The organism is Dorea chungnamensis (genome assembly GCF_039832125.1).
Lineage (GTDB): Bacteria > Bacillota > Clostridia > Lachnospirales > Lachnospiraceae > JAFBIX01.
This window is the reverse complement of sequence record NZ_JBDOHT010000013.1, coordinates 25,526-49,978: the sequence shown is the minus strand read 5'-3', so window position 1 is coordinate 49,978 and position 24,453 is coordinate 25,526. Positions and strand designations below refer to the sequence as shown.

The following is a 24,453-nucleotide window of genomic DNA, read 5'->3' as shown; positions in this document are numbered from 1 at the left end:
AAATGACTTTTGAGAGAAAAATATGTATAATAATCATGGAAAGCAGAGGAGGATACTATGAAGATTATAATATCACCGGCAAAAAAAATGGTAATAGACAATGATTCTATAGCAGTAAGCCGAATACCGTGCTTCATGGAAGAGACAGAGTATCTGCGAAATGTGATACAGAGTTTATCTTATCAGGAAGCGAAAGAACTTTGGAATTGCAATGATAAGATTGCTTCTTTGAATTATGAACGTTTTCAGAATATGAAACTGGATACATACCTGACTCCGGCAATTCTTGCATACGAGGGAATTCAATATCAATATATGGCACCTGCCGTACTGGATCAGACTTCATGGGATTATCTGGAAGAACATTTGAGAATTTTGTCGGGATTTTATGGTGTCTTAAATCCATTAGATGGAGTGGTTCCATATCGCCTGGAGATGCAGGCAAGATTTCAGAAAGAACCGTACAATCTATATGAATTCTGGGGAGATAAGATTGCCAGAAAAGTCTGTGAAGGAACGGATGTGGTTATAAATCTGGCTTCCAAAGAATACAGCAAATGCATAAGTCGTTATTTGCCGGAAAATGTTTCTATGATTGAAATTGTGTTTGGGGAACTGATTGGCGGCAAGGTGAAGGAAAAAGGAACGTATGCCAAGATGGCAAGAGGTGAGATGGTGCGTTTTATGGCGGAACATCAGATAGAATGTGTAGAAGATATGAGTACTTTTGACAGGCTTGATTATCATTTTACAGAAGAATATTCTGATGAACATAAGATGGTATTTATTAGATAATAAGCGGAGAAGATTATTATGAGAGTATTTTTGACAAGCAGTCCCTGTTGTCCGTGTGAACAGGAAGGGATAGATATTCCGTGTCAATGGAATGAGGAAAATGAATTTGTAAAGAATCTGTCTGATGGATGGAACGAGAATTCGCAGTGTCTGATTATCAGTGCAGACCCTGAAAATTATGAGATGAATGATGAGATGTGCGATACTTTTGGAATGGCATTTGAATATGCAGGGCTGTCCCTTGCAGATATTGCGGTGTGTGACAGCAGGAATGCACAGGATATCCAGTGGCTGATCCAGGAGAGTGATATATTGATCTTAGGAGGCGGTCATGTTCCAACACAAAATGCATTCTTTAGAGAATTGGGGTTAAAAGAATTACTCTGTGGATTTTCGGGAATTGTTATGGGAATCAGTGCCGGAAGTATGAATTGTGCCAGAATCGTATATGCACAGCCGGAGTTGGAAGGAGAATCAGAAGATCCAGAGTATCAGAGATATATGGAAGGACTGGGGTTAACAGAACTGATGATTTTGCCTCATTATCAGGAAGTTAGAGAACATATGCTGGATGGAAAGCGGATAATAGAAGATATTACCTGTCCTGACAGTATGGGAAATAGATTTTATGCACTGGTAGATGGAAGTTATGTGTTGTGTGAGGACGACAATACGACAATATACGGGGAAGCTTACCTGATACAAGATGGGGAGATTACGCAGATCTGTGAACAAGGTCAAAGGATAAGATTCACCGGAATTAATTATTCCGGTGAATAAGACTATTCAATATATGAGGAATCTTGCGGGATTCTGAATGAATCTGATAATAAGGTTCATTGATATCTATAAGATAATGAGCATCGGAACTACTGATCATGTTACAATTTAAAAAGTAGGGATGCTCTTTTTGTATGCGATGGAGATGGTCAAAATTGTTAATTTCTGCACAGGAAAATGTGCTGTCTGGAGGAACAAAGCCGAGATTTGACAGCAAGCTCGTTGTAGATTTATCAATGTGAGCGGGATATGCAATTCCATGATAGGATTCTACCAATGAGAATACATGATCAAAAGATATGTCAGTAGCGCTGATCAGAAGCCGGTCAACTTGTCCGATGACTTGATCGAATTCATTCATGATCTGTTGTTTCCCGAATATATTTTCTCGGTTTTTAATTGGAAGAATATGTTCGTAGATATATGCGTCAAAGGACATTGCACTTTCCAGATCCGGAAACAGGCAGACAACATGAACCTCTTCGGCAGTAGTAAGTTCCATTCCGGGGATCACGATTACGCCATATTCTTCCCCATGTTTCATTGCAGCAGGACAATTTTTGCATGAATTATGATCTGTCAATGCGATTACGTCGAGTCCCTTGACAGAAGCCATGCCTACAAGATTGGCGGGTGTCATGTCATCATCACCACAGGGAGACAGACAAGAATGCAAGTGCAGATCGTAGTACAGGGGCATCATAGTAATAACTCCTGCAATTTTAGTGCGGCATCAAAGATGGGAAGATCAGTTGAAAAGACGGTAATCCCCTCTTTTTCAGCACAGGAAAGGTCTTCTTCGGAAAAAGTAATTCCTTCTGCCAGTATAATACAGGAAACGTCGGTCAGAGAAGCAACAGCAATTGTATTTTTATTTCCCATGACAGTGACCCATGCACTTTCAGCAGGTGCCTTACTCATGGCAATGCTCAGAAGATCACAGCAAAATATTTTGGATATTGTTCTGGAAGAATCTCCAACTGTACTAAGTGTGAAGATTCCTGAGTCGATCAGTGACTGAATAGTTTTCATAATCATTGCTCCTTTTTCTCGATTTCGGATGTCAGTTTTAGTATATAATCCTTTAGCATACGCATGGTATCTTCATCTTTATCAGCGCTTTTCTCCAGAGAAGACATCATAGAAGAGATGTCTTTTGATAAAGTGCCGATATATTCGTGGAAAGAATAGATACAGTCATTTTTCGTTGCATTTCCCCGTACGATATCTTCTGCCAGTGCGCGGCATGTCGGTGCACCGCAGGAGCCACAGTCAAGACCGGGGAGCTGCTCTGTCAATTCTTCGATTAATCCCATCATTTCAAAACTTTCGCGGAAAGACTTGCCCAAGCGGAATACAGGTTCATATTCAACGTAGGTAGACCAGTGGTAATCAAGTTCATCAAAATCCTTGATATGGGATCTTGAAACTGGGAGATTCCTATGTAACTTCTTGGATTTTGCAGTAGCGATGTAGGGATTTTCAACGGTCAGAGAACCGCCCACGCATCCACCGTTACATGCATTTAATTCTACAAATTTAAGATCGTGGAATTTTTCGTCTTCCAGATCACTTAATACTCTTAAAGCACTCATGATACCATCGCAGGCCAGATAATTGTCGGTAAGCAATCCACTGGATTCGCCACCTGCGTTGCTCCAGCCGATTCCGATCCGCCCAGACTCAGACAGGGGCTTTAACCTAGATTCATCGTGTGTCATGTGCTCCAGTAAAATAGGATACACTTCTTTTATTGCAAGGACTTTATCGATTTCGCTTTTCTCAATACCCAAAGGCGATTTTACATAAGTTACTTTTGATGGGCATGGAGAGATAAAGAAAATGCCGATATCTTCCGAGTTCAGACCTGTTTTTTCTATAGCTCTTTTTCGTGCAATCTCTGCAGCGACCTCTACGGGTGGCTTTAATGGGAGAAGTCTTGGAATCAGCGTTGGGAATTTCACACGAATGATTCTTACAATGGTAGGGCATGCGGTGCTGATGAAAGGTGCTTCATCAATATGTTCCTGAATATATGCGTGAGAAGCTTCAGAGACAAGTTCGGCGGCAGCGCTGACCTCAAAAACATCATCAAAGCCCATGGAAAGCAGGGCATTCAGCACAATATCAATGTTCTTAAGGTTATTAAATTGTGAGTAGAGTGAAGGTGCTGGTAGAGCAACCGTATATTTGTATTTTTTGATTTCGTCAACGGAATCATAGATTGCCACTTTTGCGTGATGTGGACAATACCTGAGGCAACGGCCGCAATCTACGCAAAATTTCGGGTTGATCTTTGCCTTCCCATTCTGTACGCGTATGGCTTGGGTAGGACAGTACTTAATGCAATTGATACACCCTGTGCAGGCTTTTTTATCCAGTTGTACAGAATTAATGAATTTGTTCAAAAGTTTCCCTCCCTACAGTTTAAAAATGCACATCCATGGTGACTGTAGTGCCCACTCCTATTGTTGAGTCAATGTTCATGTAATCTGAGTATTTCTTCATGTTGGGGAGTCCCATTCCAGCACCGAAGCCAAGAGCGCGAACCTCTTCTGGTGCAGTGGAATATCCCTGTTCCATTGCTTTATCGATATCTGCAATCCCTGGGCCGACATCTGCAAGGATCATGCGAATATTATCTGGGGCGATCTCGACCTTGATCGTGCCGCCATTGGCATGAATGACCATGTTAATCTCGCCTTCATACATAGCAATTGCGACCTTGCGTATTACATTATTGTCAATCCCCATCACTTTTAGTTTGTTTTTCACATCACTGCTGGCTTCCCCGGCACGTGTAAAGTCATCCCCAGAGATGACGTAATTAAATACAAGTTTTTCACACATGAAGCTATACACCTCCAAGTAATCCATTGCTGTATAGTATGCCACATGATGTGAACATGTCGTGGCGTGTGCAGAGTATGACAATCCCTTTTTCTTCTGCCAGAGTCAGAATGTTGGAGTCTGGGATTTTATTTCTTACAAATATAATACAGACAATGTCAAGCATCTCGGCGGTCCGTACGACCTGTGGATTACACAGACCAGTAATTAAGGCGGAGTGTTCATCGGCGTAGGCAAGGACATCACTCATCATATCGGATGAGAAAGCATAATGTACTTCACTGTCCAGACAATTATTGCCATAAAGAACATCCGCATCTAACAAAGTTTTTATTCTTTCGATTGTCATAAATACCTCCCGAATGGATAGATTTATTTTAGTATAGCATTGCAAAAAGATGAATTCAACCATGAAATTGTACAAAATACACAAAAAATGGTTTTTAAAATTGAAAATATTTTAACAATATGATAGTGAAATAACAAACGAAGCTGTTGGAAAATTAACTAAATTACATGAGAAAAAGCTATAGATTTTTGGAAATTTGTATGCTAGAATGAAAAAATGAAATGAGTTTTCTGGTGAAAACGACAAAATTTGACAATAATTAAGGGAGGTAAAAGAGAATGCTTTCTAAAAAATCTACAGTTCAGTTCAATGGAACGGAAGAACAAAAAAAAGAACTGTTAGAGATGATTCATGAACTGAAAGACGAAAAAGGTTCCTTGATGCCGATTATGCAAAGGGCTCAGGATATTTATGGATATCTGCCTATTGAGGTTCAGACAATCATTTCTGATGAAACGGGTATTCCATTAGAGAAGATCTATGGGGTTGCCACATTCTATTCTCAGTTTAACTTGAACCCAAAAGGACGTTATCGTATATCTGTCTGTCTTGGTACAGCTTGCTATGTAAAAGGTTCTGGTGATATTTACAATAAGCTGATGGAAAAACTGGGAATCGTAGGAGGAGAATGTACTCCAGATGGTAAATTTTCCCTGGATGCCTGTCGTTGTGTAGGAGCCTGCGGACTGGCACCAGTCATGATGGTTAATGATGAAGTATACGGCCGGCTTACAGTAGATGATATTGATGATATTCTGGCCAAATATGAATAGATATGATGACAGAAATTGCATTGAATATTCTGGATGTTACAGAAAACTCTGTGCGTGCTGGAGCCAGCTACATAGAGATTAGTGTCATAGCAAATACAGAAAAGGACATTCTTGAAGTATCGGTAATTGATAATGGATGTGGAATGAGTGAGGAGCAAGTGAAAAAGGTGACGGACCCTTTCTACACGACAAGAACGACCCGTAGAGTTGGCCTTGGTATTCCATTTTTTAAGCAGGCAGCTGAGAGTACCGGGGGAAGCTTTTCGATTTGCTCGAAGGAACAGGAAGGCACCTGTGTAAAGGCAGTATTTGGATTGTCTCATATTGACAGGATGCCGTTGGGTGACATTAATTCGACTATTTATACATTGATAGTATTCAATGAATCAATTGATTTTCATTATAAATATGAATATGACGGTAAAGGATTTGTGCTTGATACAAAGGAAATGAAGAATATATTAGGCGGCTTGTCGTTCAAAGATGCTGAAGTGTCTCAGTTTATTCGGGAATATCTGGATACGAATAAGGCAGAAGTGGATGACGGAAAAACATTATGACGTAAAGGGAGGAAAGGTATGAAATCTCTGGAAGAATTAAAAGCAATAAGAGAAAGAAATCAAGGAAAAGTCGGTGTCCGTTCTGAGAGTGAGACACAGACCAGAGTCGTTGTCGGTATGGCGACCTGTGGAATTGCAAGTGGAGCAAGACCGGTGCTTACGGCTTTATCAGATGCAGTGCAGAAGGAATTTTTGACGGATAAGATCAGTGTGACTCCGACAGGATGTATTGGATTATGCCAGTATGAGCCGATCGTTGAAGTATTGGAACCAGGAAAAGAAAAAGTAACTTATGTGAAGATGAATCCTGAGAAAGCGATGGAGGTATTTGAACTTCATCTGAAGAAGGGACAGGTCGTTACAAAATACACATTAGGGGCGCAGCAATTATAAGTAAAGGAGGTATAGGTCTATGTATCGTTCGCACGTTTTGGTATGTGGTGGAACAGGATGTACTTCCTCAGGCAGCCAGAAGATCAGAGAAAGACTTGTAGAAGAGATTAAGAAAAACGGATTAGAGAATGAAGTTGGTGTTGTTAAGACCGGTTGTTTCGGTTTGTGTGCATTAGGTCCAATTATGATTGTATATCCGGAAGGCTCTTTTTATGCAATGGTAAAGGAAGAAGATATTCCGGAAATTGTATCCGAGCACCTCTTAAAAGGAAGAGTTGTAAAACGTCTTCTTTATGATGAGACAGTAAAGAGCAGTGAAGAGATTCTTCCACTGCAGGAAACACAGTTCTATAAGAAGCAACACAGAGTTGCACTTCGTAACTGTGGTGTTATTAATCCGGAAAATATTGAAGAATATATTGGAACCCGTGGATATGAAGCTCTTGGTACAGTCCTTACAACGATGAAACCGGAAGAGGTTATCCAGATCATTCTGGACAGCGGACTTCGCGGACGTGGCGGAGCAGGATTCCCGACTGGATTGAAATGGAAATTTGCTGCTGCAAATGCTGCAGATCAGAAGTATGTCTGTTGTAATGCCGACGAAGGAGACCCGGGTGCATTCATGGATCGTTCCGTTCTGGAAGGAGATCCGCATGTAGTATTAGAGGCAATGGCAATTGCCGGCTATGCAATCGGAGCATCTCAGGGATATATCTATGTACGTGCTGAGTATCCGATCGCAGTTGAGCGTCTAAATATCGCAATTAAACAGGCAAGAGAATATGGCCTGTTAGGAAAAAATATTTTTGATACAGGATTTGATTTTGATATTGAGCTTCGTCTTGGTGCAGGAGCATTCGTGTGTGGAGAAGAGACAGCGCTTATGACTTCTATTGAAGGTAATCGAGGAGAACCTCGTCCACGTCCGCCATTCCCTGCATTAAAGGGTCTGTTCCAGAAACCGACAATTCTGAACAATGTTGAGACTCTGGCAAACATTCCTCAGATCATTTTAAATGGTGCGGATTGGTTTGCATCCATGGGAACAGAGAAATCTAAAGGAACCAAAGTATTTGCTCTTGGTGGAAAAGTTAAAAATACAGGTCTTGTTGAGATTCCAATGGGAACAACACTTCGCGAGATCGTAGAAGAAATCGGCGGAGGTATTCCAAACGGTAAGAAGTTCAAAGCAGCACAGACCGGAGGACCTTCCGGCGGATGTATTCCGGCAGAACACTTCGATGTTCCAATCGATTATGATAACCTGATTGCAATCGGATCAATGATGGGATCTGGTGGATTGATCGTAATGGATGAAGATACCTGTATGGTTGATATCGCAAAATTCTTCCTGGAATTCACAGTAGATGAATCTTGCGGAAAATGTGCTCCATGCCGTATCGGAACCAGACGTATGTTAGAGATTCTAGAGAAGATTACCAATGGTCAGGGAACTATGGAAGATCTGGATAAGCTGGAAGAGCTGGCAGCACATCTGAAGTCAAATTCACTGTGTGCTCTCGGTCAGACAGCTCCGAACCCGGTACTTTCAACCTTACGTTACTTTAGAGATGAATATGTTGCACATATTGTAGATAAGAAATGTCCGGCAGGCGTTTGTAAAGCACTTCTTACATATAAGATTGACGCAGATAAATGTAAGGGATGTACTTTGTGTGCAAGAACCTGTCCGAATGATGCTATTTCCGGTACAGTAAGAGAACCACATGTCATCAATCCAGATAAGTGTGTAAAATGTGGAGCTTGTATGGAAAAATGTCGTTTCGGTGCTATTTATAAAGAGTAATGGAGGATGGAGAATATGGAAAATATTAATCTTAAAATTAATGGCCTTGATGTATCAGCTCCTGCAGGTTCTACTATCCTTGAAGCAGCACATCTTGCAGGAATTAAAATACCTACCTTGTGCTATTTAAAAGAAATTAATGAAATCGGCGCATGCCGTATGTGTGTGGTTGAAGTAAAAGGCGCCAGAAACCTGGTGGCAGCCTGTGTATATCCGATCAATGAAGGAATGGAAGTATATACGAATACTCCGAAACTGATCGAATCCAGAAAGAAGACATTACAGCTTTTACTTTCTAACCATGAGAAAAAATGTCTGTCTTGTGTCAGAAGCGGTAACTGTGAACTGCAGCAGTTATGCCGTGAATATGGCGTAGATGATGAAGATTATTACAAAGGTGCTATGAATCATTATGAACTGGATGATTCCGCAGCACATATGGTTCGTGATAATAATAAATGTATCTTATGCCGTCGGTGTGTTGCAACATGTGAGAAAGTACAGGGAATTGGCGTAATCGGTACTAATAATCGAGGATTTGCTACTATGATCGGCTCTCCATTTGGCATGGGGCTGGGTGAGACCAGTTGTGTATCCTGTGGTCAGTGTATTGCTGTCTGTCCAACAGGTGCATTATATGAGAAAGATTACACGAAGCAGATCATTGATGCGATTGCAGATTCGGAAAAATATGTAGTTGTTCAGACAGCACCATCTGTTCGTGCAGGTCTTGGTGAAGAATTCGGATATCCAATGGGAACTGATGTAGAAGGTAAGATGGTAGCAGCGCTGCGTAGAATCGGATTCGATAAAGTATTCGATACAGACTGGGCAGCAGACCTTACAATTATGGAAGAGGCAACGGAACTTCTTGATCGTATCAAGAATGGCGGCGTTCTCCCGATGATTACCTCTTGTTCTCCAGGATGGATCAAATACTGTGAGCATTACTTCCCGGATATGACAGAGAATCTGTCAAGCTGTAAATCACCACAGCAGATGTTTGGTGCAATGCTGAAGACCTATTTCGCTGAAAAAGAAGGAATTGATCCTAAGAAGATTGTATCTGTCAGTGTTATGCCATGTACTGCTAAGAAATTTGAGATCGGAAGAGATGATCAGAATGCAGCAGGGGTACCTGATGTAGATATCGCGATTACTACAAGAGAGCTTGCAAGACTGATCAAACGCTGTGGTATTGACTTTACCGCACTTCCGGATGAGGATTTCGATGATCCGATGGGAGAGTCTACAGGTGCAGGTGTTATCTTTGGTGCAACTGGTGGTGTTATGGAGGCTGCTCTTCGTACAGCGGTTGAAGTTCTGACTGGAGAAGAACTGGCAAATCTTGAATTTACAGATGTTCGTGGAACACAGGGTATCAAAGAAGCTTCTTATAATGTGGCAGGCATGGATGTGAAAGTTGCAGTTGCATCTGGCCTTGGCAATGCAAGAGAACTTCTGAATAAAGTAAAATCCGGTGAAGCAGATTACCAGTTCATTGAGATCATGGGATGCCCTGGCGGATGTGTTAACGGAGGCGGACAGCCGCAGGTATCTGGTGAGGTGCGCAACTTTACTGATGTACGCGGTATCCGTGCAAGCGTATTGTATAAGAACGATGCTGCAAAACCGATTCGTAAGTCACACGAGAATCCGGCAATTAAGAAGCTTTATGAAGAGTATCTTGGAGAGCCAGGAAGCCATAAAGCGCATGAAACCTTACATACATCTTATGTAAAGAGAACCATTAATTAAACGCATACTAATAATTATTATGATTAAAAACAGCAGTCTGTATGGCTGCTGTTTTTGAATGTCTATGCTGCCGGAAATAGATTCTGCAGGTATATCAATCTGAAGAATGCCGGCAGTTTATTCAGGCAAATAGTCTGTCAACAATTCCATTTTCAAATAAAAAATGATATAATGGACACTGAGAACACGAAGTGATTGAAGTGTTGTTCAGAACGGATTTAGCGGGAAAAGGAGGTAACTATGAAGGTTCTGATATGTATCGGGAGTTCCTGCCATGTGCGCGGCTCCAAGAGTGTGATTGAGACACTGACCAGACTGGTCAAGGAGTATGAGACAAAAGTTGATATTGAGTTGAGTGGTTCATTTTGTATGGGAGCATGTTCCAAAGGTGTCAGTATCAAGATCAAAGACAGAATCTATCATGTGAAGCCGGAAGATGCAGAAGATTTCTTTAATGAGGTGATATTGAAGGAGGCTGAAACGTGCGAGTAATTGATTTCAAGGATGCGAGTTGTAAACATTGCTATAAATGTGTGCGTTATTGTGAAGTGAAGGCAATTTCTGTAGAGAATGAGCAGGCACATATTATGAAGAATCATTGCATAAATTGTGGACATTGTCTGGAGGTCTGTCCGCAGAATGCAAAAACATTTGCCAGTGATATAGAACGTGTGAAAGGATACCTGCGCCAGGGAATGAAGACGATCATATCGATTGCTCCTTCTTATCTGGGAGTCCTGGAATATGACAGACCGGGACAGATTGTGGATGCACTTCAGAAACTTGGATTTTATGAAGTGCGTGAGACGGCAGAAGGTGCCGCACTTGTCACGAAGGAATACTGGAAGCTTCTGAAAGCAGGAGAGATGACGAATATCATTACCACCTGCTGTCCAAGTGTCAATGATCTGATCGAAAAATATTATCCGGAGCTTGTGCCGATGATGGCGCCAGTCGTTTCTCCGATGATTGCGCATGGCCGTTTGATAAAAAAGATTTATGGAGAAGATGTCAAGGTTGTATTCCTGGGACCTTGTATTGCAAAAAAAGAAGAAGCGATTGGGGATGAACGTGTTTGCGGAGCGATAGATGCGATCCTTACATTTGAGGAAATAGTAAAATGGTGGAAAGCAGAAGGTATCGATATCCATCAGTGTGAGGACAGACCGATGGGGAATCCGAGTCCTAGAGTTAATCAGCTCTATCCGATCAGCGGCGGTATCATTCAATCTGTCCGGGCAAGCTCTATAGAAGATAATTATTATAAAATACATATTGATGGGCTGAAAGCCTGTATGGAGTTATTTGATGAACTGAAAAAGGGTGATATTCAACATAGCTTTTTTGAAGTGAATGTCTGCGAAGGCGGATGTATTAAGGGTCCTGCATCTGATAAATGGAATCAGTCGCTGATCCGTGCTAAGATGGATGTAGAAGATCAGGTGGCTCACAGGGAGGAAGCAACAGAGATTGACGGAAATGGTATCCAACTTCATAAAACATTTACAGATCGACGTGTAGAAGATCCGATGCCTTCAGATCAGGAAATGAAAACAATTCTTCATGCAATGGGAAAATATACGAAGTCAGATGAGCTGAACTGTGGAGCATGCGGTTATCCGACTTGTCGTGCAAAAGCCCTGGCAGTATACCAGAAAAAAGCGGAGATCAGTATGTGTCTTCCATATGCGGTTGCCCAGGCAGAATCCATGTCTAATGTTGTCATGGATGTGACACCGAATATGATTCTTATCGTTGATAAAGATCTGAGGATACGGGAGTGTAATAAAAAAGCGCAGGAGATGCTGGGTGTATCACGGGAAGAGGCACTGGAACGGTATATCTTTGAATTTGTAGATGCGCTGGATATTGAAGAGGCTCTAAGAAACAAGCAGCAGGTCGCTCGGAAGAAGATTAATCTTGAATCTGTGAAATTAACCGTCATTGAGTCGATCGTATATATTGAAAGTATTGAATCTGTGCTTGTGACTTATCAGGATATTACAAAGGAAGAAAAAGCAAAATTACAGCATTATAATTTGAAGATGGAAACTGTAGAAATGGCACAGAAAGTAATTGATAAACAGATGATGGTAGCACAGGAGATTGCCGGACTTTTGGGAGAAACCACAGCTGAGACGAAAGTGACCTTGTCAAAACTGAGAGATTCAATTCTGTTTGAAGAGGAAGAGTAAGATGAGTGTAAGTGTAGATATATCTTGGAAAAGTCTGAATAAACACCACGAAGAACTATGTGGAGACAAGGTGGAAGTGTTGTCGACAGAAGATTCAGAAATCGTGATTCTTGCAGATGGAATGGGTAGCGGTGTAAAAGCGAACATCCTTGCGACTTTGACTTCCAAGATCCTTGGGACAATGTTTTTGGAAGGTGCTTCTATTGATGCATGTGTCGATACCATTGCTAAGACCTTACCAGTCTGTAAAGTCAGAGAAGTAGCATATGCAACCTTTAGTATTTTGCAGATTTTCTGCAATGGAGAAGCATATCTGGTAGAATATGATAACCCGCTGTGTGTATTTGTAAGAGATGGAAAGATTGTAAATTATCCTTATAAAGAAAGAGTGATAGAAGGAAAGACCATTCGAGAGTATCGTTTTCAAGTGCAGCTAAAAGACTGTTTTGTACTCATGAGTGATGGTGTTATCTATGCAGGAGTCGGGGAATTACTGAATTTTGGATGGACCTGGGAAAATATGGCCGAATATACGCTGAAATGTACAAAGCAGACATTGTCAGCTTCACGCCTTGCCGCTATGCTAAGTCAGGCATGTGATGATCTGTATGGGCAGAAACCAGGGGACGATACAACCGTTGCAGTTGCAAGGGTCATCGAACGTCGGATTATTAATATTTTTACCGGACCACCTACACATAAAGAAGACGATGAGCGTGTGGTACGTGATTTTATGGCACAGGAAGGTAAAAAGATTGTCTGCGGAGGTACCAGTGCGAATATCATAGCCAGAGTACTGAAAAAAGAGATCATAACCTCGTTAAATTATGCAGATCCAACAGTTCCGCCAACAGCAACGATAGAAGGTCTTGACCTTGTAACGGAAGGTGTGCTTACAATAGGGAAAGCCCTGGGATTATTAAAACGATACGAACAGGATGCATTTGACGAATTATTCTTCGAAGAACTCGATGCAGATAATGGAGCGGCAAAACTGGCAAAATATATTATCGAAGAATGTACAGAATTGAATCTGTTCGTAGGAAAAGCCATGAATGTGGCACATCAGAACTCCAATCTGCCATTCAATCTGAGCGTCAGGATGAACCTGGTGGAACAGTTAAAAGAATGCGTAGAACATCTAGGGAAAAATGTACATGTGCAATATTATTGATGGGAATTTAGATGAGTTAGTTTGTGATTGAGGAGTGTACGGCGAGAGGATGGATGGGATGGTTTCCATTGCGGAGTCCTTCGCTTAGAATCCATAACAGGAAAAGAAGCAGATATTTTGTGACCAGGCTGATTCGCCCCAAAATCTTGATGATTTCGAGGCTCAGCAGCCTTCTCAGATCTGGCTTGATGCCAGATCTTCGCGCGAAATACCTGCTTCTTTTCCTGTAACGGATTCTATCGCTTGTCCAACGAATGGAAACCATCCCATCCATCTTCTCGCCTGACATCCCCCAAGTCCGCAACTTCCTCATCAGGGTGGATTCCTGCGCGTCATGCAGATGGGCATAGTAAAGATATTGTCAAAAAACTGGCAGAATAACTAACTGATTCTTCCATTGAAATAATGATGAATAGTATAAAAACACCGCTCCCCATTACGCTTCTCGCCAGGGATTTCCCGCAGATGAGTTCGTTCAGTAATTGGGAATGTCAGGCGCAAGGGAGTTGGATAGGCTGGTCCGTATCCGTTTAGCCAAGCGATAGAATCCGTTACAGAAAAAGAGTTGCAATTCCGTGTGAGAATTTGGCATCCAGCCAAATTCGAAAGGACTGCTGAATCGAGAAATTATTCAAATTTCTCGGTGAATCAGTCCGGTCACGAAATTGCAACTCTTTTTTCTGTTATGGATTCTTGGCGAAGGATGTCGGATACAGACCAGCCTATCCAGCTCTCTTGCGCCGTACACATCCCAATCACCAACAAACTCATCTAAATTCCTATTGGAGAGATTCCAGTGTTGTAAAGAATTCGGGATATGATACATCTACACACTGGCTGTTTTCAATGATTGTCTCTCCTTGTGCGGTAAGGCCTGCAATTGCAAATGCCATGGCGATTCGATGATCGAGATAGCTTTGGATGTGGGCACCGGTAAGAGATGTTCCGCCTTCAATGATCATGCCGTCATCGGTTGGAATTATCTCAGCGCCCATGGCTTTTAGTCCTTCTGTGACGGTATCAATCCGATTGGTTTCTTTTACTTTCAATTCAGCAGCATCCTTAATCACTGTAGTACCTTCGGCATGTGCAGCCATTACGGCAATCATTGGAATTTCATCAATTAGTGTGGGAATCATGCTACCTTTAATAGTGGTTCCGTGGAGATGACTGTATTTGACTAAAAGGTCAGCAGTTGGTTCACCACCGGCATTTTTCTGATTCAGATAAGTAATGTCAGCGCCCATGTCCTGACATACTTTTAAGATACCGGCGCGAGTCGGGTTGATTCCTACATTTTGAATCAACAACTCTGAGTCTGGGACTAAAAGTGCGGCTGCAATAAAATATGCTGCAGAAGAGATGTCTCCAGGGACCTGTATTTTTTGTGCATATAATTCTTTGCATGGAGCAATATGTGCAGTGGCAGTTCCATCAGTATGTTGAACAGAGGAAATGTCAGCGCCAAAGCTCTTTAACATGAGTTCTGTATGATTACGAGACAAAGCAGGTTCGGTAACAGAAGTGGTACCGTCTGCGTAAAGTCCTGCCAGAAGGACGGCAGATTTAACCTGTGCAGATGCAACGGGTGATTGATAATCAATACCATGCAGATTGCCCGGCTCTATTTTTAAAGGAGCACAATTATTTCCGTGAATACTGGTAATGTGAGCTCCCATACTGTTCAATGGTTTCATGATTCTGCCCATGGGACGAGAATTCAGAGAATCGTCGCCGGACATCACAGAAGTAAATTCTTGCCCGGCCAGAATACCGGACATTAAACGAGTGGTTGTTCCGCTGTTCCCTACATTTAATATATCAGCGGGGGCTGACAGACCATGCAGTCCTTTTCCGTGAACCAGAATACAATCTGGGCGTTGTTCGATATCGACGCCAAGTTTTCGAAAACAGTCAATGGTAGATAGACAATCTGCGCCATTTAGAAAATGGGTGATTTCCGTAGTGCCAAGGGCGATAGAACCAAACATAACGGAACGATGAGAGATAGACTTATCTCCCGGTATATGAATTTTCCCTTTTAAATTGGTAGTTGGATTAATTTTTTTAACGCTCATAAACAATATACCTGAATTTCTGCAATAATTCTGCGGCTTTTTTGGAAGAACCTTCGTCGTAGAATTCTATACGCAGAACCCCTTCTTCAAATTCTCTGTTATTTACGATTCCAATATTCTTGATGTTCAGATTGTTGGATGCAAGAATTGTAGCAATGGCAGCGATTCCGCCTGCTTCATCAATAATATCACAATAGACAGCAAATGTTTTCTTGATCGGACCGGCAGACACATCTGGGATAGAGTTACGGTAATTTCTGGATGAATCAAACATATTGTACAGTGCATGTTCATCTTCCTGGTCGATCAGCATTTTTGCTTTTTCAAGCGAATGTATATATTCTCCAAGGATATGAGAAATATTCTCTTTGTTTTTTAAACAGATATGCTGCCACATAGTCGGTGAAGAAGAAGCAATACGAGTAATATCTTTAAATCCTCCGGCAGCAAGATTCTTCATTAATTCATTTTTTGTATCCGTATCCCGGACAAAATTGACCAGTGTAGAAGCAATGATATGCGGCAGATGACTGATTGTTCCGGTTGCATAATCATGTTCCTGATAATCCAGTATAATCGGGATAGAACGCAGACTTTCAACAAACTTGACATAGGCATCTATCTTTTCCTGCGATACCTTCCTGGTTGGAGTCAGCACATAATATGCATTTTCAATCAGCATAGCTTTAGAATTGATAAAACCACTTTTTTCAGAACCAGCCATAGGGTGGCCGCCGATAAAATATTCTTCAATGCCAAGAGCCTCTACTTCCTTATGGATACTCGACTTTACACTGCCAACATCCGTAAGAATACAATCTTCATGCAGATAATTGGTTAACTGCTTCAGATAGGCTGTATTAAACGATACTGGTGTACATAAAAAGATGTAATTACAGTGATTGAAGTTATCATCAATAGTAGTTGCAGCCACATCAATAATAGATTCCTGGGTTGCCAGCGCCAAAGTTTCCTTATTTTTATCAAAAGCGACAATTTCGTATTCAGGATAGTACTGCCGGATTGCTTTTGCGATAGAACCACCGATAAGTCCCAGACCGATAAAACCAATTTTATGTTTCATGTTAGTCCTCCTTTGGGGTAGGGGACGGGGGAAAATGAGCTTTCCTCCGTCCCAGATTAAAATTACCCTGTCCCCGATTCATTTTACCCTGTCCCCAATTACTTGTCAATACTATAACGCTTTAAAGCATAGAAGCATACTTTGTTGTAAATTGTGTATAAAAGAGTTGTAATAGAAGCTTTTTTTTAGTACAATATATACATGAGATTTTACCAATATAAGGAGGCAGCTAATTATGAAGGTTTACAGAACGGATGAGATTAGAAACGTTGTCCTGTTAGGACATGGGGGATGCGGAAAGACAAGCCTTGTAGAGGCTATGGCTTATGTATCAGGAGCTACCAATCGTATGGGAAAAGTTACAGATGGTAATACGATTAGTGATTTTGATAAAGAAGAACAGAGACGTGAATTTTCAATTAGTACAACTTTAGTACCAATCGAGTGGGAAAAAGCAAAGATTAATGTACTGGATACACCGGGATACTTCGATTTTGTGGGAGAAGTTGAAGAAGCAGTCAGTGCGGCAGATGCAGCTGTAATTGTTGTGTCCGGTAAGGCAGGTGTGGAAGTAGGAACGGAGAAAGCATGGGAATTGTGTGATAAGTATAACCTGCCACGTATGATATATGTAACGGAGATGGATGTAGACGATGCTAGTTTCCGTCAGGTTGTTCAGGATCTGACTGACAGATACGGAAAAGTAATCGCACCTCATTTCCAGCCAATCCGTGAGAATGAGAAATTAGTTGGTTATGTCAATGTTATTAAGAATGCAGGAAGACGTTATACAGGTATTGGGCAGCGAGAGGAATGTGAGATTCCGGATTATTGTAAACCGAACCTTGAAATTTATCGTGAGAAATTGTTAGAGGCAGTTGCAGAAATCAGTGATGAATATATGGAGCGTTATTTTGCAGGAGATGAGTTCTCTGTAGAAGAGATTCGTGCTGCGATGCGTACAGAGGTTATGGAAGGCAGTATCGTTCCTGTTGCAATGGGATCAAATATTCAGGCACAGGGCGTTGCAAATCTCTTATCTGATATTGTCAGATTCTTCCCAAGTCCTGATTGGAGAGAATGTGCAGGTATCAATCGCAAGACAAATGAGATATATGAAGCAAATTATGATTTCGCAAAAGCAAAATCTGCATATGTATTTAAGACAATGGTAGATCCATTCATTGGAAAATATTCATTCATTAAAGTTTGCTCTGGTGTATTAAAAGGCGATGATACACTTTACAATTCTGATTCAGAGACGGATGAGAAATTAGGAAAGATATATACAATGATTGGAAATAAGCCAGTAGAAGTAAGTGAATTATTTGCCGGTGATATCGGAGCAATTGCAAAACTTACGGCTACAAAGACAGGAGACACTCTTTCTACTAAGACAACTCCGGTTCTGTATGGTAAGACAGATTATTCAAAGCCATATACATATATGAAATATGTAACCAAGAATAAAGGAGATGAAGATAAAGTATCTCAGGCATTGCAGAAGATGATGGCAGAAGATGTAACCTTGAAAGTAGTTAATGACAGTGAGAACCGTCAGACATTGCTCTATGGTATGGGCGACCAGCATCTTGAAATTGCAGTAAGCAAGTTGGCAGAGAGATACAAATGTGAAGTTACTCTGGAGACTCCGAAAGTTGCTTTCCGTGAGACTTTGAAGAAGAAATCAGACGTAGATACAAAATATAAGAAGCAATCTGGCGGACATGGACAGTATGGTCATGTTAAGATGAGATTCGAGCCATCCGGTGATCTTGAGACACCATATATCTTCGAAGAAGAAGTTGTTGGTGGTGCCGTTCCTAAGAATTACTTCCCGGCTGTTGAAAAGGGTCTGCAGGAATCTGTTCTTAAGGGACCTTTGGCTGGCTATCCTGTAGTTGGTGTGAAGGCAGTATTGTATGATGGATCTTATCATCCGGTAGATTCTTCTGAAATGGCATTTAAGACAGCGACGATTCAGGCTTTCAAGAAAGGTTTCATGGAAGCAGGACCGGTTCTGTTGGAACCAATTGCCTCTATTAAAGTTATCGTTCCGGATGATTATACAGGAGATGTTATGGGAGATCTGAATAAGCGCCGCGGAAGAGTGCTTGGCATGAATCCAATTGCAGGTGGTTACCAGGAGATCGTTGCAGATATTCCTATGACAGGATTATTTGGTTATTGTACAGTATTACGTTCTATGACTGGAGGAAGAGGAACATATTCTTATGAATTTGCACGTTATGAGCAGGCTCCATCTGACGTTCAGGAAGCTGAGATCGCAAAAAGAGCAGCAGAAGAATAGAGATTTTTCACATAGAAGAAAAGCCCGTAAGGGCTTTTTTTCTTAGATTAAAAGTGCTATAATCTCCTTGTTATATGAAAAATAATAGTAGATAGAGGATCATAGAAAATGAAGATAGTAGTAATTGGTGATGGCAAAGTCGGGCATAAAGTAGCAGCACAGTTGTCAGAAGAAGATTATGATATTGTTTTGATTGATCAGAATGCCGGAAAGTTAAGGGAATCGTTGAATCAAATGGATGTTTTCTGTATTACAGGGAATGGCGCTGATGTTGAGATACAGAAAGAAGCAGATGTACCACATGCCGATCTGGTTATTGCATGTGCATCTACGGATGAGATGAATATGTTAAGCTGTCTGCTTGCAAGAAGGCTAGGGGCAAAACATACGATCGCAAGAGTCCGTAATCCAATGTATTATCGCCAGATAGATATTTTAAAAGAAGATTTGCATCTGAGTATGGCAGTCAATCCGGAACTCGCGGCAGCAAATGAGATTTCTCGTGTATTATTACTCCCTGAGGCATGTAAAGTAGAGACCTTTATGAAGGGAAGAGTGGAACTGATCGAGCATGTTATGAGAGAAGAAAGTCTGTTAGCAGGATTGTCACTGGCTGAAATATATCGAAAGTTCCAGATCAAAATATTGGTGTGCGCGGTGAAGCGTGGAAGTGAGATCTATATTCCTGATGGAGATTTTGTATTGCAGCAAGGTGACAGACTCCATATCGCAGCTGCACATCAGGATTTAAAAGCTTTTTTTAAGGCATTAGGACGCAGAAATGCAAAGATAAAGAAGGTCTTGATATGCGGCGGCGGTAATGTCTGCTTTTATCTTACCAGACAGCTTCTCCAGGTAGGAATGCAGGTAAAGATTGTAGAGCGTAATGAAAAGACTTGTGAATATCTGTGTGAGGCATTGCCGGGCGCTACAGTGATCCATGGAGATGCGGCAGACCATGATCTGCTTCTGGAGGAAGGAATCGGAAATGCGGATGCAGTTGTTGCGTTGACAGGAATGGATGAAGAGAATATCATTATGTCACTTTTCGCTAAAACGCAGGGAGTCAGCAAGATTATTGCCAAAGTGAATGAAGATTCCAGAGCGCAGATGGTAGAAGGTCTTGGAATTGACAGTATTATTTCTGCGAAAAGTGCGGCAGCAGATGCAATTGTCGGTTATGTAAGAGCAAGAAATAATTCTTATAGCAGTGCCAATGTTGAGACTATATATCGGTTATTAAATGGCAGCTTAGAGGCAATGGAATTTATTATAAAAAAGGAAAGCAGCCTGACCAATGTTCCGCTTAAAAATCTTCCGACAAAGCCAAATAATCTGATTGCATGTATTGGACGAAACAGAAGAATCATTATTCCAAACGGAGAGGATCATCTGGAAGTTGGCGACAGTGTAATTGTAATTACGAAAGATCATATCATCAATGATTTGAAAGATATTTTGGCGTAGGGAGACGAGAAAAGATTATGAATACAAAGATGATACGATACATATTGGGAAAGATGATGGGAGTCGAAGGCGTACTTTTGCTGCTCCCGGCTTTTGTATCCCTTATTTATCAGGAGTTCTGTGGAGTGTATTTTCTGATACCCACAGTAATATTATTCGTTGCTTATTTCCTGTTTGGAAGAAAGAGCCCGGCGAATCGGACAATCTATGGAAAAGAAGGAATGGTTATTGTCGCCAGTGCGTGGATTTTATGGTCTTTATTTGGGGCGTTACCGTTCTGTCTGTCAGGTTGTATCCCTGATTTTGTTGATGCTTTTTTTGAGACGGTATCCGGTTTCACGACAACAGGTTCCAGTATTCTTGAAGACATAGAAGCGTTACCAAAATGTATGCTTTTCTGGAGAAGCTTTACTCATTGGGTAGGCGGTATGGGAGTGCTGGTATTCGTTATGGTGCTTACTTCTCTGGACAAGAAGAATACCATGCACCTGATGCGTGCAGAGGTTCCGGGGCCAGAGAAAGATAAACTGGTTCCCAAGATGACTTCTACAGCGAGAATTCTTTATGGAATGTACTTTGGACTGACATCTATAGAAATCATACTTTTGATCTTTGGTGGAATGGGACTTTTTGACAGCCTGATCTTTTCATTCGGAACAGCAGGTACCGGAGGATTTGCCAATTACGGAGCCAGTGTCGGATATTTTAACAGTGCATATATCGATGGTGTCATTACTACATTTATGATATTATTTGGTATTAATTTTAACTTGTATTTTCTGCTGTTGATCGGAGAATACAAAATGGTTTTCAAAAATGAAGAATTAAAGGCGTATTTGCTGATTATATCTCTTTCGACAGCGGCGATTACACTGAATATCAGCGGTCAGTATCCCAATCCATTAAAAGCATTCCGCTACGCAGTATTTCAGGTGGCATCCATTATTACAACGACAGGATATGCAACGGCAGATTATAATGAGTGGCCGATGTTTTCTCAATGTATACTTTTGTTTTTGATGATCGTTGGAGCGTGTGCATCATCTACCGGCGGCGGAATGAAAGTATCGCGTTTTCTGATGGTGTTGAAAAATATTAAACAGGAGATTATGAAACTGGCACATCCTAAGTCTGTAAATATTATCAGAGTCAACGGGAAAAAAGTGGATCATGAAGTTCTTCGAAGCGTCAATGTCTATTTGATGTCATATGCTGCTCTTTTGATAGGGTCTGTTCTGCTTATTTCTATTGATAATATGGATTTTGCGACTACATTCAGCTCTGTGTTAGCGACAATGAATAATATCGGACCTGGAATTTCAAAGGTAGGGCCGGCAGGAAATTTTGCAGCATTTTCACCATTATCCAAGCTGGTTTTTTGCATTGATATGCTTGCAGGGCGTTTGGAAATCTTTCCATTTTTAATGTTATTTACAGCTTCAGCATGGAAAAGAAAGTTCTAGAGTATAGAACAGGAGGTAGTATGAAAGGAAAAAAGAAGTTTTTAATTGCAATTATTGTAGTATTGCTGGCAGGTTTATATTATTATATTTCATTGCCGGCAATCAATATCCACTCTTCAGACACATGGTTTTTTGTAATTGTGATATTTATTGTGCTGGCGGTCTGTTATGCAATGCGTAAAAGACTCGGAAGAGGTGAATTCCGGCAGAGTAAAGTGATGAAAGGTTTTGGAATTATTATACTTGGACTCGGAATCATCTATCTGATCGGCTCTCTATTATCGTCTCCGATTGTAAATGCCAAAAAGTATCAGAAATTGTTGACTGTTGAAGAAGGAGAGTTTACGGAAGATGTAGAAGAACTTTCGTTTGATAAGATTCCGCTTCTGGATAAAGATACGGCAGAGATTCTGGGAGACCGTAAGATGGGAAGTATGGTAGATATGGTCTCACAGTTTGAGGTGGATGATATCTATAGCCAGATTAATTATCAGGATAATCCGGTTCGTGTGTCTCCGCTGAAATATGCGAATTTGATCAAATGGTTTACCAATCGTTCGAATGGAATTCCGGCTTATATCCGTATTAATATGGCAACACAGACTACGGAACTTGTAAAACTTGACGAGGGAATGAAGTATACGACCAGTGAACATCTGAATCGGAATATTTACAGGCATCTGCGGTTTGCACATCCGACCTATATCTATGGAGACTTAAGTTTTGAAATTGATGACAAAGGTGTACCTTATTGGATCGCACCGGTAAAGAAGTTTAATATTGGACTTTTTGGCGGTGAAACGGTTGGGAAAGTAGTATTGTGTAATGCCATTACCGGAGAAACCAAGACTTATGATATTGAAGATGTACCACAGTGGGTAGACCGTGCATATTCTGCAGATCTTCTGGTGCAGTTGTTTGATTATTACGGAACATTGAAACATGGTTTTCTGAACAGCGTTTTAAGTCAGAAAGACTGTCTGGAAACGACAGACGGATATAATTACCTGGCTCTGGATGATGACGTGTGGATGTATACAGGAGTGACATCTGTAAACGGAGATCAGTCTAATGTTGGTTTTGTGCTTTCGAACCAGCGTACTATGGAGACAAAATATTATAAAGTAGAAGGTGCGACAGAAGCATCTGCCATGTCTTCCGCAGAAGGACAGGTACAGAATCTGGGATATCTTGCGACATTTCCTCTGTTGTTGAATATTTCGGATGAACCGACATATTTTATTGCTCTAAAAGATGATGCGGGGCTTGTGAAAAAGTATGCTATGGTAAATGTTCAGAAATATCAGATTGTTGCCATTGGCGACAGTGTAAGCCAGTGTGAAGAAAATTATCTGGAATTATTGCTGAGCAATGGAGTGAAACAGGTTGAAGAAGATACCAGAGAGGTAAAAACCATCCAAGGTAAGATTACAAAGATTGCACAGGCAGTGCTAGAGGGAACATCGCACTATTATATCATGGTGGAAGGTTCTGATGATATCTTTGACGTATCAGTTGTTGATTATATTGATGTTGTCAGATGTGAAACCGGGCAGGAGATTACCATGGAATACAAAGAGGGGGACAAAGCAAACACAGTCATGTCTCTGGAGATTAAGGAAGAGAAATAATGGAATTGAGTATACTTTTGGCAGAGCAGATTATGGCCATGTTTTTAACGATGGTCGTAGGATATATTATTGTAAAGATAGGACTATTTAAAACGAAAGACAGTAAGATTATATCTAATATCGTTGTATATATCTGTTCACCATGTGCAATCTTTAATTCCTTTCAAATTGAATTAACAAAGGACAAAGTATATGGGCTGCTTCTGGCAACGGTTCTTTCAGTTATTGTGCATGTTGTGATGATTGCTGTGACAAAGCTCATTGAGAAGCCTTTAAATATTAACAGTATTGAAAAGGCTTCTATTATCTATACGAATTCAGGCTATCTGATCATTCCGCTGGTATCGGCGGTACTGGGAAGTGAATGGGTATTCTATACATCTGCATTTATCATGGTTCAGGCTGTTTTGGTCTGGACACATGGAGTAAGCGTTGTGAATCAGGAACAGCAGAGAGATTATAAGAAGATTCTGTTGAATCCGAATCTGATTGCCATATTCCTTGGATTCGTATTTTTTGCCACTGGAATCAGGCTTCCAGTTGTAATAGGCAGTAGTGTCAGTGGGTTTGGCGATATGGTGAGTACCGCCAGCATGCTGGTCATTGGTATGGTCATTGGAGATGTGAATCTTCTGTGGGTGTTCAGACAAAAACGTCCTTATCTGATCTGTCTGCTGCGGTTGATTGTATTTCCGTTGATTGCAACAGTGTCCTTTGCATTCCTGGGTCATCTGGGCTTACATAATGATGCAGAATATATCTTTATGGTTGTATTACTTGCTACAGCGGCACCTTCGGCAGCTATGGTAACTCAGCTTGCCCAGATATATAATAAAGATGCGCAATATGCCAGCGTAATTAATGTAATGTCTGTCATTTTCTGTATCATTACCATGCCTTTGATCACGCTATTGTATGAATTCCTGTTTTATATATAAAGAACTGAACTGATTGACGGAACGATAAGTGGAGGAAAGATGAA

The 24,453-nt window shown here is 41.0% G+C and carries 22 protein-coding genes; 15 read left to right on the top strand and 7 right to left on the bottom strand.

Features of this window, described 5'->3' with window-relative positions; translation table 11 throughout:
* Positions 1-57 precede the first annotated feature (57 nt).
* Positions 58-795, top strand: coding sequence for a peroxide stress protein YaaA (gene yaaA, locus ABE613_RS11655; RefSeq protein ID WP_235231777.1), 738 nt, complete (start codon positions 58-60; stop codon positions 793-795).
* Between the two features lie 18 nt (positions 796-813).
* On the top strand, positions 814-1,575 hold the full coding sequence (locus ABE613_RS11650) for a Type 1 glutamine amidotransferase-like domain-containing protein (protein WP_235231776.1): 762 nt from the start codon (positions 814-816) through the stop codon (positions 1,573-1,575).
* Here the strand turns inward: ABE613_RS11650 and ABE613_RS11645 are convergent.
* Genes ABE613_RS11645 through ABE613_RS11625 form a run of 5 tightly spaced genes read right to left on the bottom strand, consistent with a single transcriptional unit; the run spans position 1,556 to position 4,774 of the window.
* Positions 1,556-2,278: a PHP domain-containing protein gene (locus ABE613_RS11645; RefSeq protein WP_347376447.1), complete on the bottom strand. Its 723-nt coding sequence runs from the start codon at positions 2,276-2,278 to the stop codon at positions 1,556-1,558. The two genes, ABE613_RS11650 and ABE613_RS11645, sit on opposite strands and share 20 nt — an antisense overlap.
* Entirely contained in the window at positions 2,275-2,607 is a 333-nt protein-coding gene (locus ABE613_RS11640; protein WP_235231774.1) for a DRTGG domain-containing protein, read from the bottom strand. Before ABE613_RS11640 ends, ABE613_RS11645 begins: the two co-directional genes overlap by 4 nt.
* Before the next feature lie 2 nt (positions 2,608-2,609).
* Positions 2,610-3,983, bottom strand: a complete 1,374-nt coding sequence (locus ABE613_RS11635) for a [Fe-Fe] hydrogenase large subunit C-terminal domain-containing protein (protein ID WP_347376446.1) — start codon at positions 3,981-3,983, stop codon at positions 2,610-2,612.
* Positions 3,984-4,002: 19 nt separating this feature from the next.
* Entirely contained in the window at positions 4,003-4,425 is a 423-nt protein-coding gene (locus tag ABE613_RS11630) for an ATP-binding protein (RefSeq protein WP_235231772.1), read from the bottom strand.
* A 4-nt stretch (positions 4,426-4,429) separates the two neighbouring features.
* Entirely contained in the window at positions 4,430-4,774 is a 345-nt protein-coding gene (locus tag ABE613_RS11625) for a DRTGG domain-containing protein (protein WP_235231771.1), read from the bottom strand.
* Between the two features lie 278 nt (positions 4,775-5,052).
* Between ABE613_RS11625 and ABE613_RS11620 the strand changes: the two genes are divergently transcribed.
* From ABE613_RS11620 to ABE613_RS11585, 8 genes are all read left to right on the top strand, one after another.
* Positions 5,053-5,547, top strand: coding sequence for an NADH-quinone oxidoreductase subunit NuoE family protein (locus ABE613_RS11620; protein WP_235231769.1), 495 nt, complete (start codon positions 5,053-5,055; stop codon positions 5,545-5,547).
* Positions 5,548-5,549: 2 nt separating this feature from the next.
* On the top strand, positions 5,550-6,107 hold the full coding sequence (locus ABE613_RS11615) for an ATP-binding protein (protein ID WP_347376445.1): 558 nt from the start codon (positions 5,550-5,552) through the stop codon (positions 6,105-6,107).
* A gap of 18 nt (positions 6,108-6,125) precedes the next feature.
* A complete protein-coding gene (locus ABE613_RS11610) occupies positions 6,126-6,500 on the top strand; it encodes a (2Fe-2S) ferredoxin domain-containing protein (protein ID WP_235231766.1) in 375 nt (124 codons plus the stop codon).
* Positions 6,501-6,519: 19 nt separating this feature from the next.
* On the top strand, positions 6,520-8,310 hold the full coding sequence (gene nuoF, locus ABE613_RS11605; protein WP_235231765.1) for an NADH-quinone oxidoreductase subunit NuoF: 1,791 nt from the start codon (positions 6,520-6,522) through the stop codon (positions 8,308-8,310).
* A 15-nt stretch (positions 8,311-8,325) separates the two neighbouring features.
* Complete coding sequence (locus ABE613_RS11600) at positions 8,326-10,068, top strand: NADH-dependent [FeFe] hydrogenase, group A6 (RefSeq protein WP_347376444.1); 1,743 nt, start codon at positions 8,326-8,328, stop codon at positions 10,066-10,068.
* Positions 10,069-10,308: 240 nt separating this feature from the next.
* Entirely contained in the window at positions 10,309-10,560 is a 252-nt protein-coding gene (locus ABE613_RS11595) for a (2Fe-2S) ferredoxin domain-containing protein (RefSeq protein ID WP_235231763.1), read from the top strand.
* Entirely contained in the window at positions 10,551-12,263 is a 1,713-nt protein-coding gene (locus ABE613_RS11590) for a [Fe-Fe] hydrogenase large subunit C-terminal domain-containing protein (protein ID WP_235231762.1), read from the top strand. Before ABE613_RS11595 ends, ABE613_RS11590 begins: the two co-directional genes overlap by 10 nt.
* A gap of 1 nt (position 12,264) precedes the next feature.
* Positions 12,265-13,437, top strand: coding sequence for a SpoIIE family protein phosphatase (locus tag ABE613_RS11585; protein ID WP_235231761.1), 1,173 nt, complete (start codon positions 12,265-12,267; stop codon positions 13,435-13,437).
* A gap of 779 nt (positions 13,438-14,216) precedes the next feature.
* On the opposite strand, the gene aroA is transcribed toward ABE613_RS11585, so the two are convergent.
* Positions 14,217-15,515: a 3-phosphoshikimate 1-carboxyvinyltransferase gene (gene aroA, locus ABE613_RS11580; RefSeq protein WP_347376443.1), complete on the bottom strand. Its 1,299-nt coding sequence runs from the start codon at positions 15,513-15,515 to the stop codon at positions 14,217-14,219.
* Positions 15,505-16,599 carry a prephenate dehydrogenase/arogenate dehydrogenase family protein gene (locus ABE613_RS11575; protein ID WP_347376442.1) on the bottom strand — a complete coding sequence of 365 codons (1,095 nt, stop codon included), beginning with the start codon at positions 16,597-16,599 and terminating at the stop codon, positions 15,505-15,507. The genes aroA and ABE613_RS11575 overlap by 11 nt, the downstream gene beginning before the upstream one ends.
* A 235-nt stretch (positions 16,600-16,834) precedes the next feature.
* Here ABE613_RS11575 and ABE613_RS11570 point away from each other — a divergent pair, with 235 nt between their 5' ends.
* From ABE613_RS11570 to ABE613_RS11550, 5 genes are all read left to right on the top strand, one after another.
* Entirely contained in the window at positions 16,835-18,910 is a 2,076-nt protein-coding gene (locus ABE613_RS11570; RefSeq protein WP_235231757.1) for an elongation factor G, read from the top strand.
* Between the two features lie 108 nt (positions 18,911-19,018).
* Positions 19,019-20,377 carry a Trk system potassium transporter TrkA gene (gene trkA, locus ABE613_RS11565; RefSeq protein WP_347376441.1) on the top strand — a complete coding sequence of 453 codons (1,359 nt, stop codon included), beginning with the start codon at positions 19,019-19,021 and terminating at the stop codon, positions 20,375-20,377.
* A 17-nt stretch (positions 20,378-20,394) separates the two neighbouring features.
* Complete coding sequence (locus ABE613_RS11560) at positions 20,395-21,840, top strand: TrkH family potassium uptake protein (protein WP_235231755.1); 1,446 nt, start codon at positions 20,395-20,397, stop codon at positions 21,838-21,840.
* Positions 21,841-21,860: 20 nt separating this feature from the next.
* Positions 21,861-23,471 (top strand): CvpA family protein, encoded by a 1,611-nt coding sequence (locus tag ABE613_RS11555; RefSeq protein ID WP_235231754.1) that lies wholly within the window; start codon positions 21,861-21,863, stop codon positions 23,469-23,471.
* Positions 23,471-24,409, top strand: coding sequence for an AEC family transporter (locus ABE613_RS11550; protein ID WP_235231752.1), 939 nt, complete (start codon positions 23,471-23,473; stop codon positions 24,407-24,409). The genes ABE613_RS11555 and ABE613_RS11550 overlap by 1 nt, the downstream gene beginning before the upstream one ends.
* Positions 24,410-24,453: the final 44 nt, after the last annotated feature.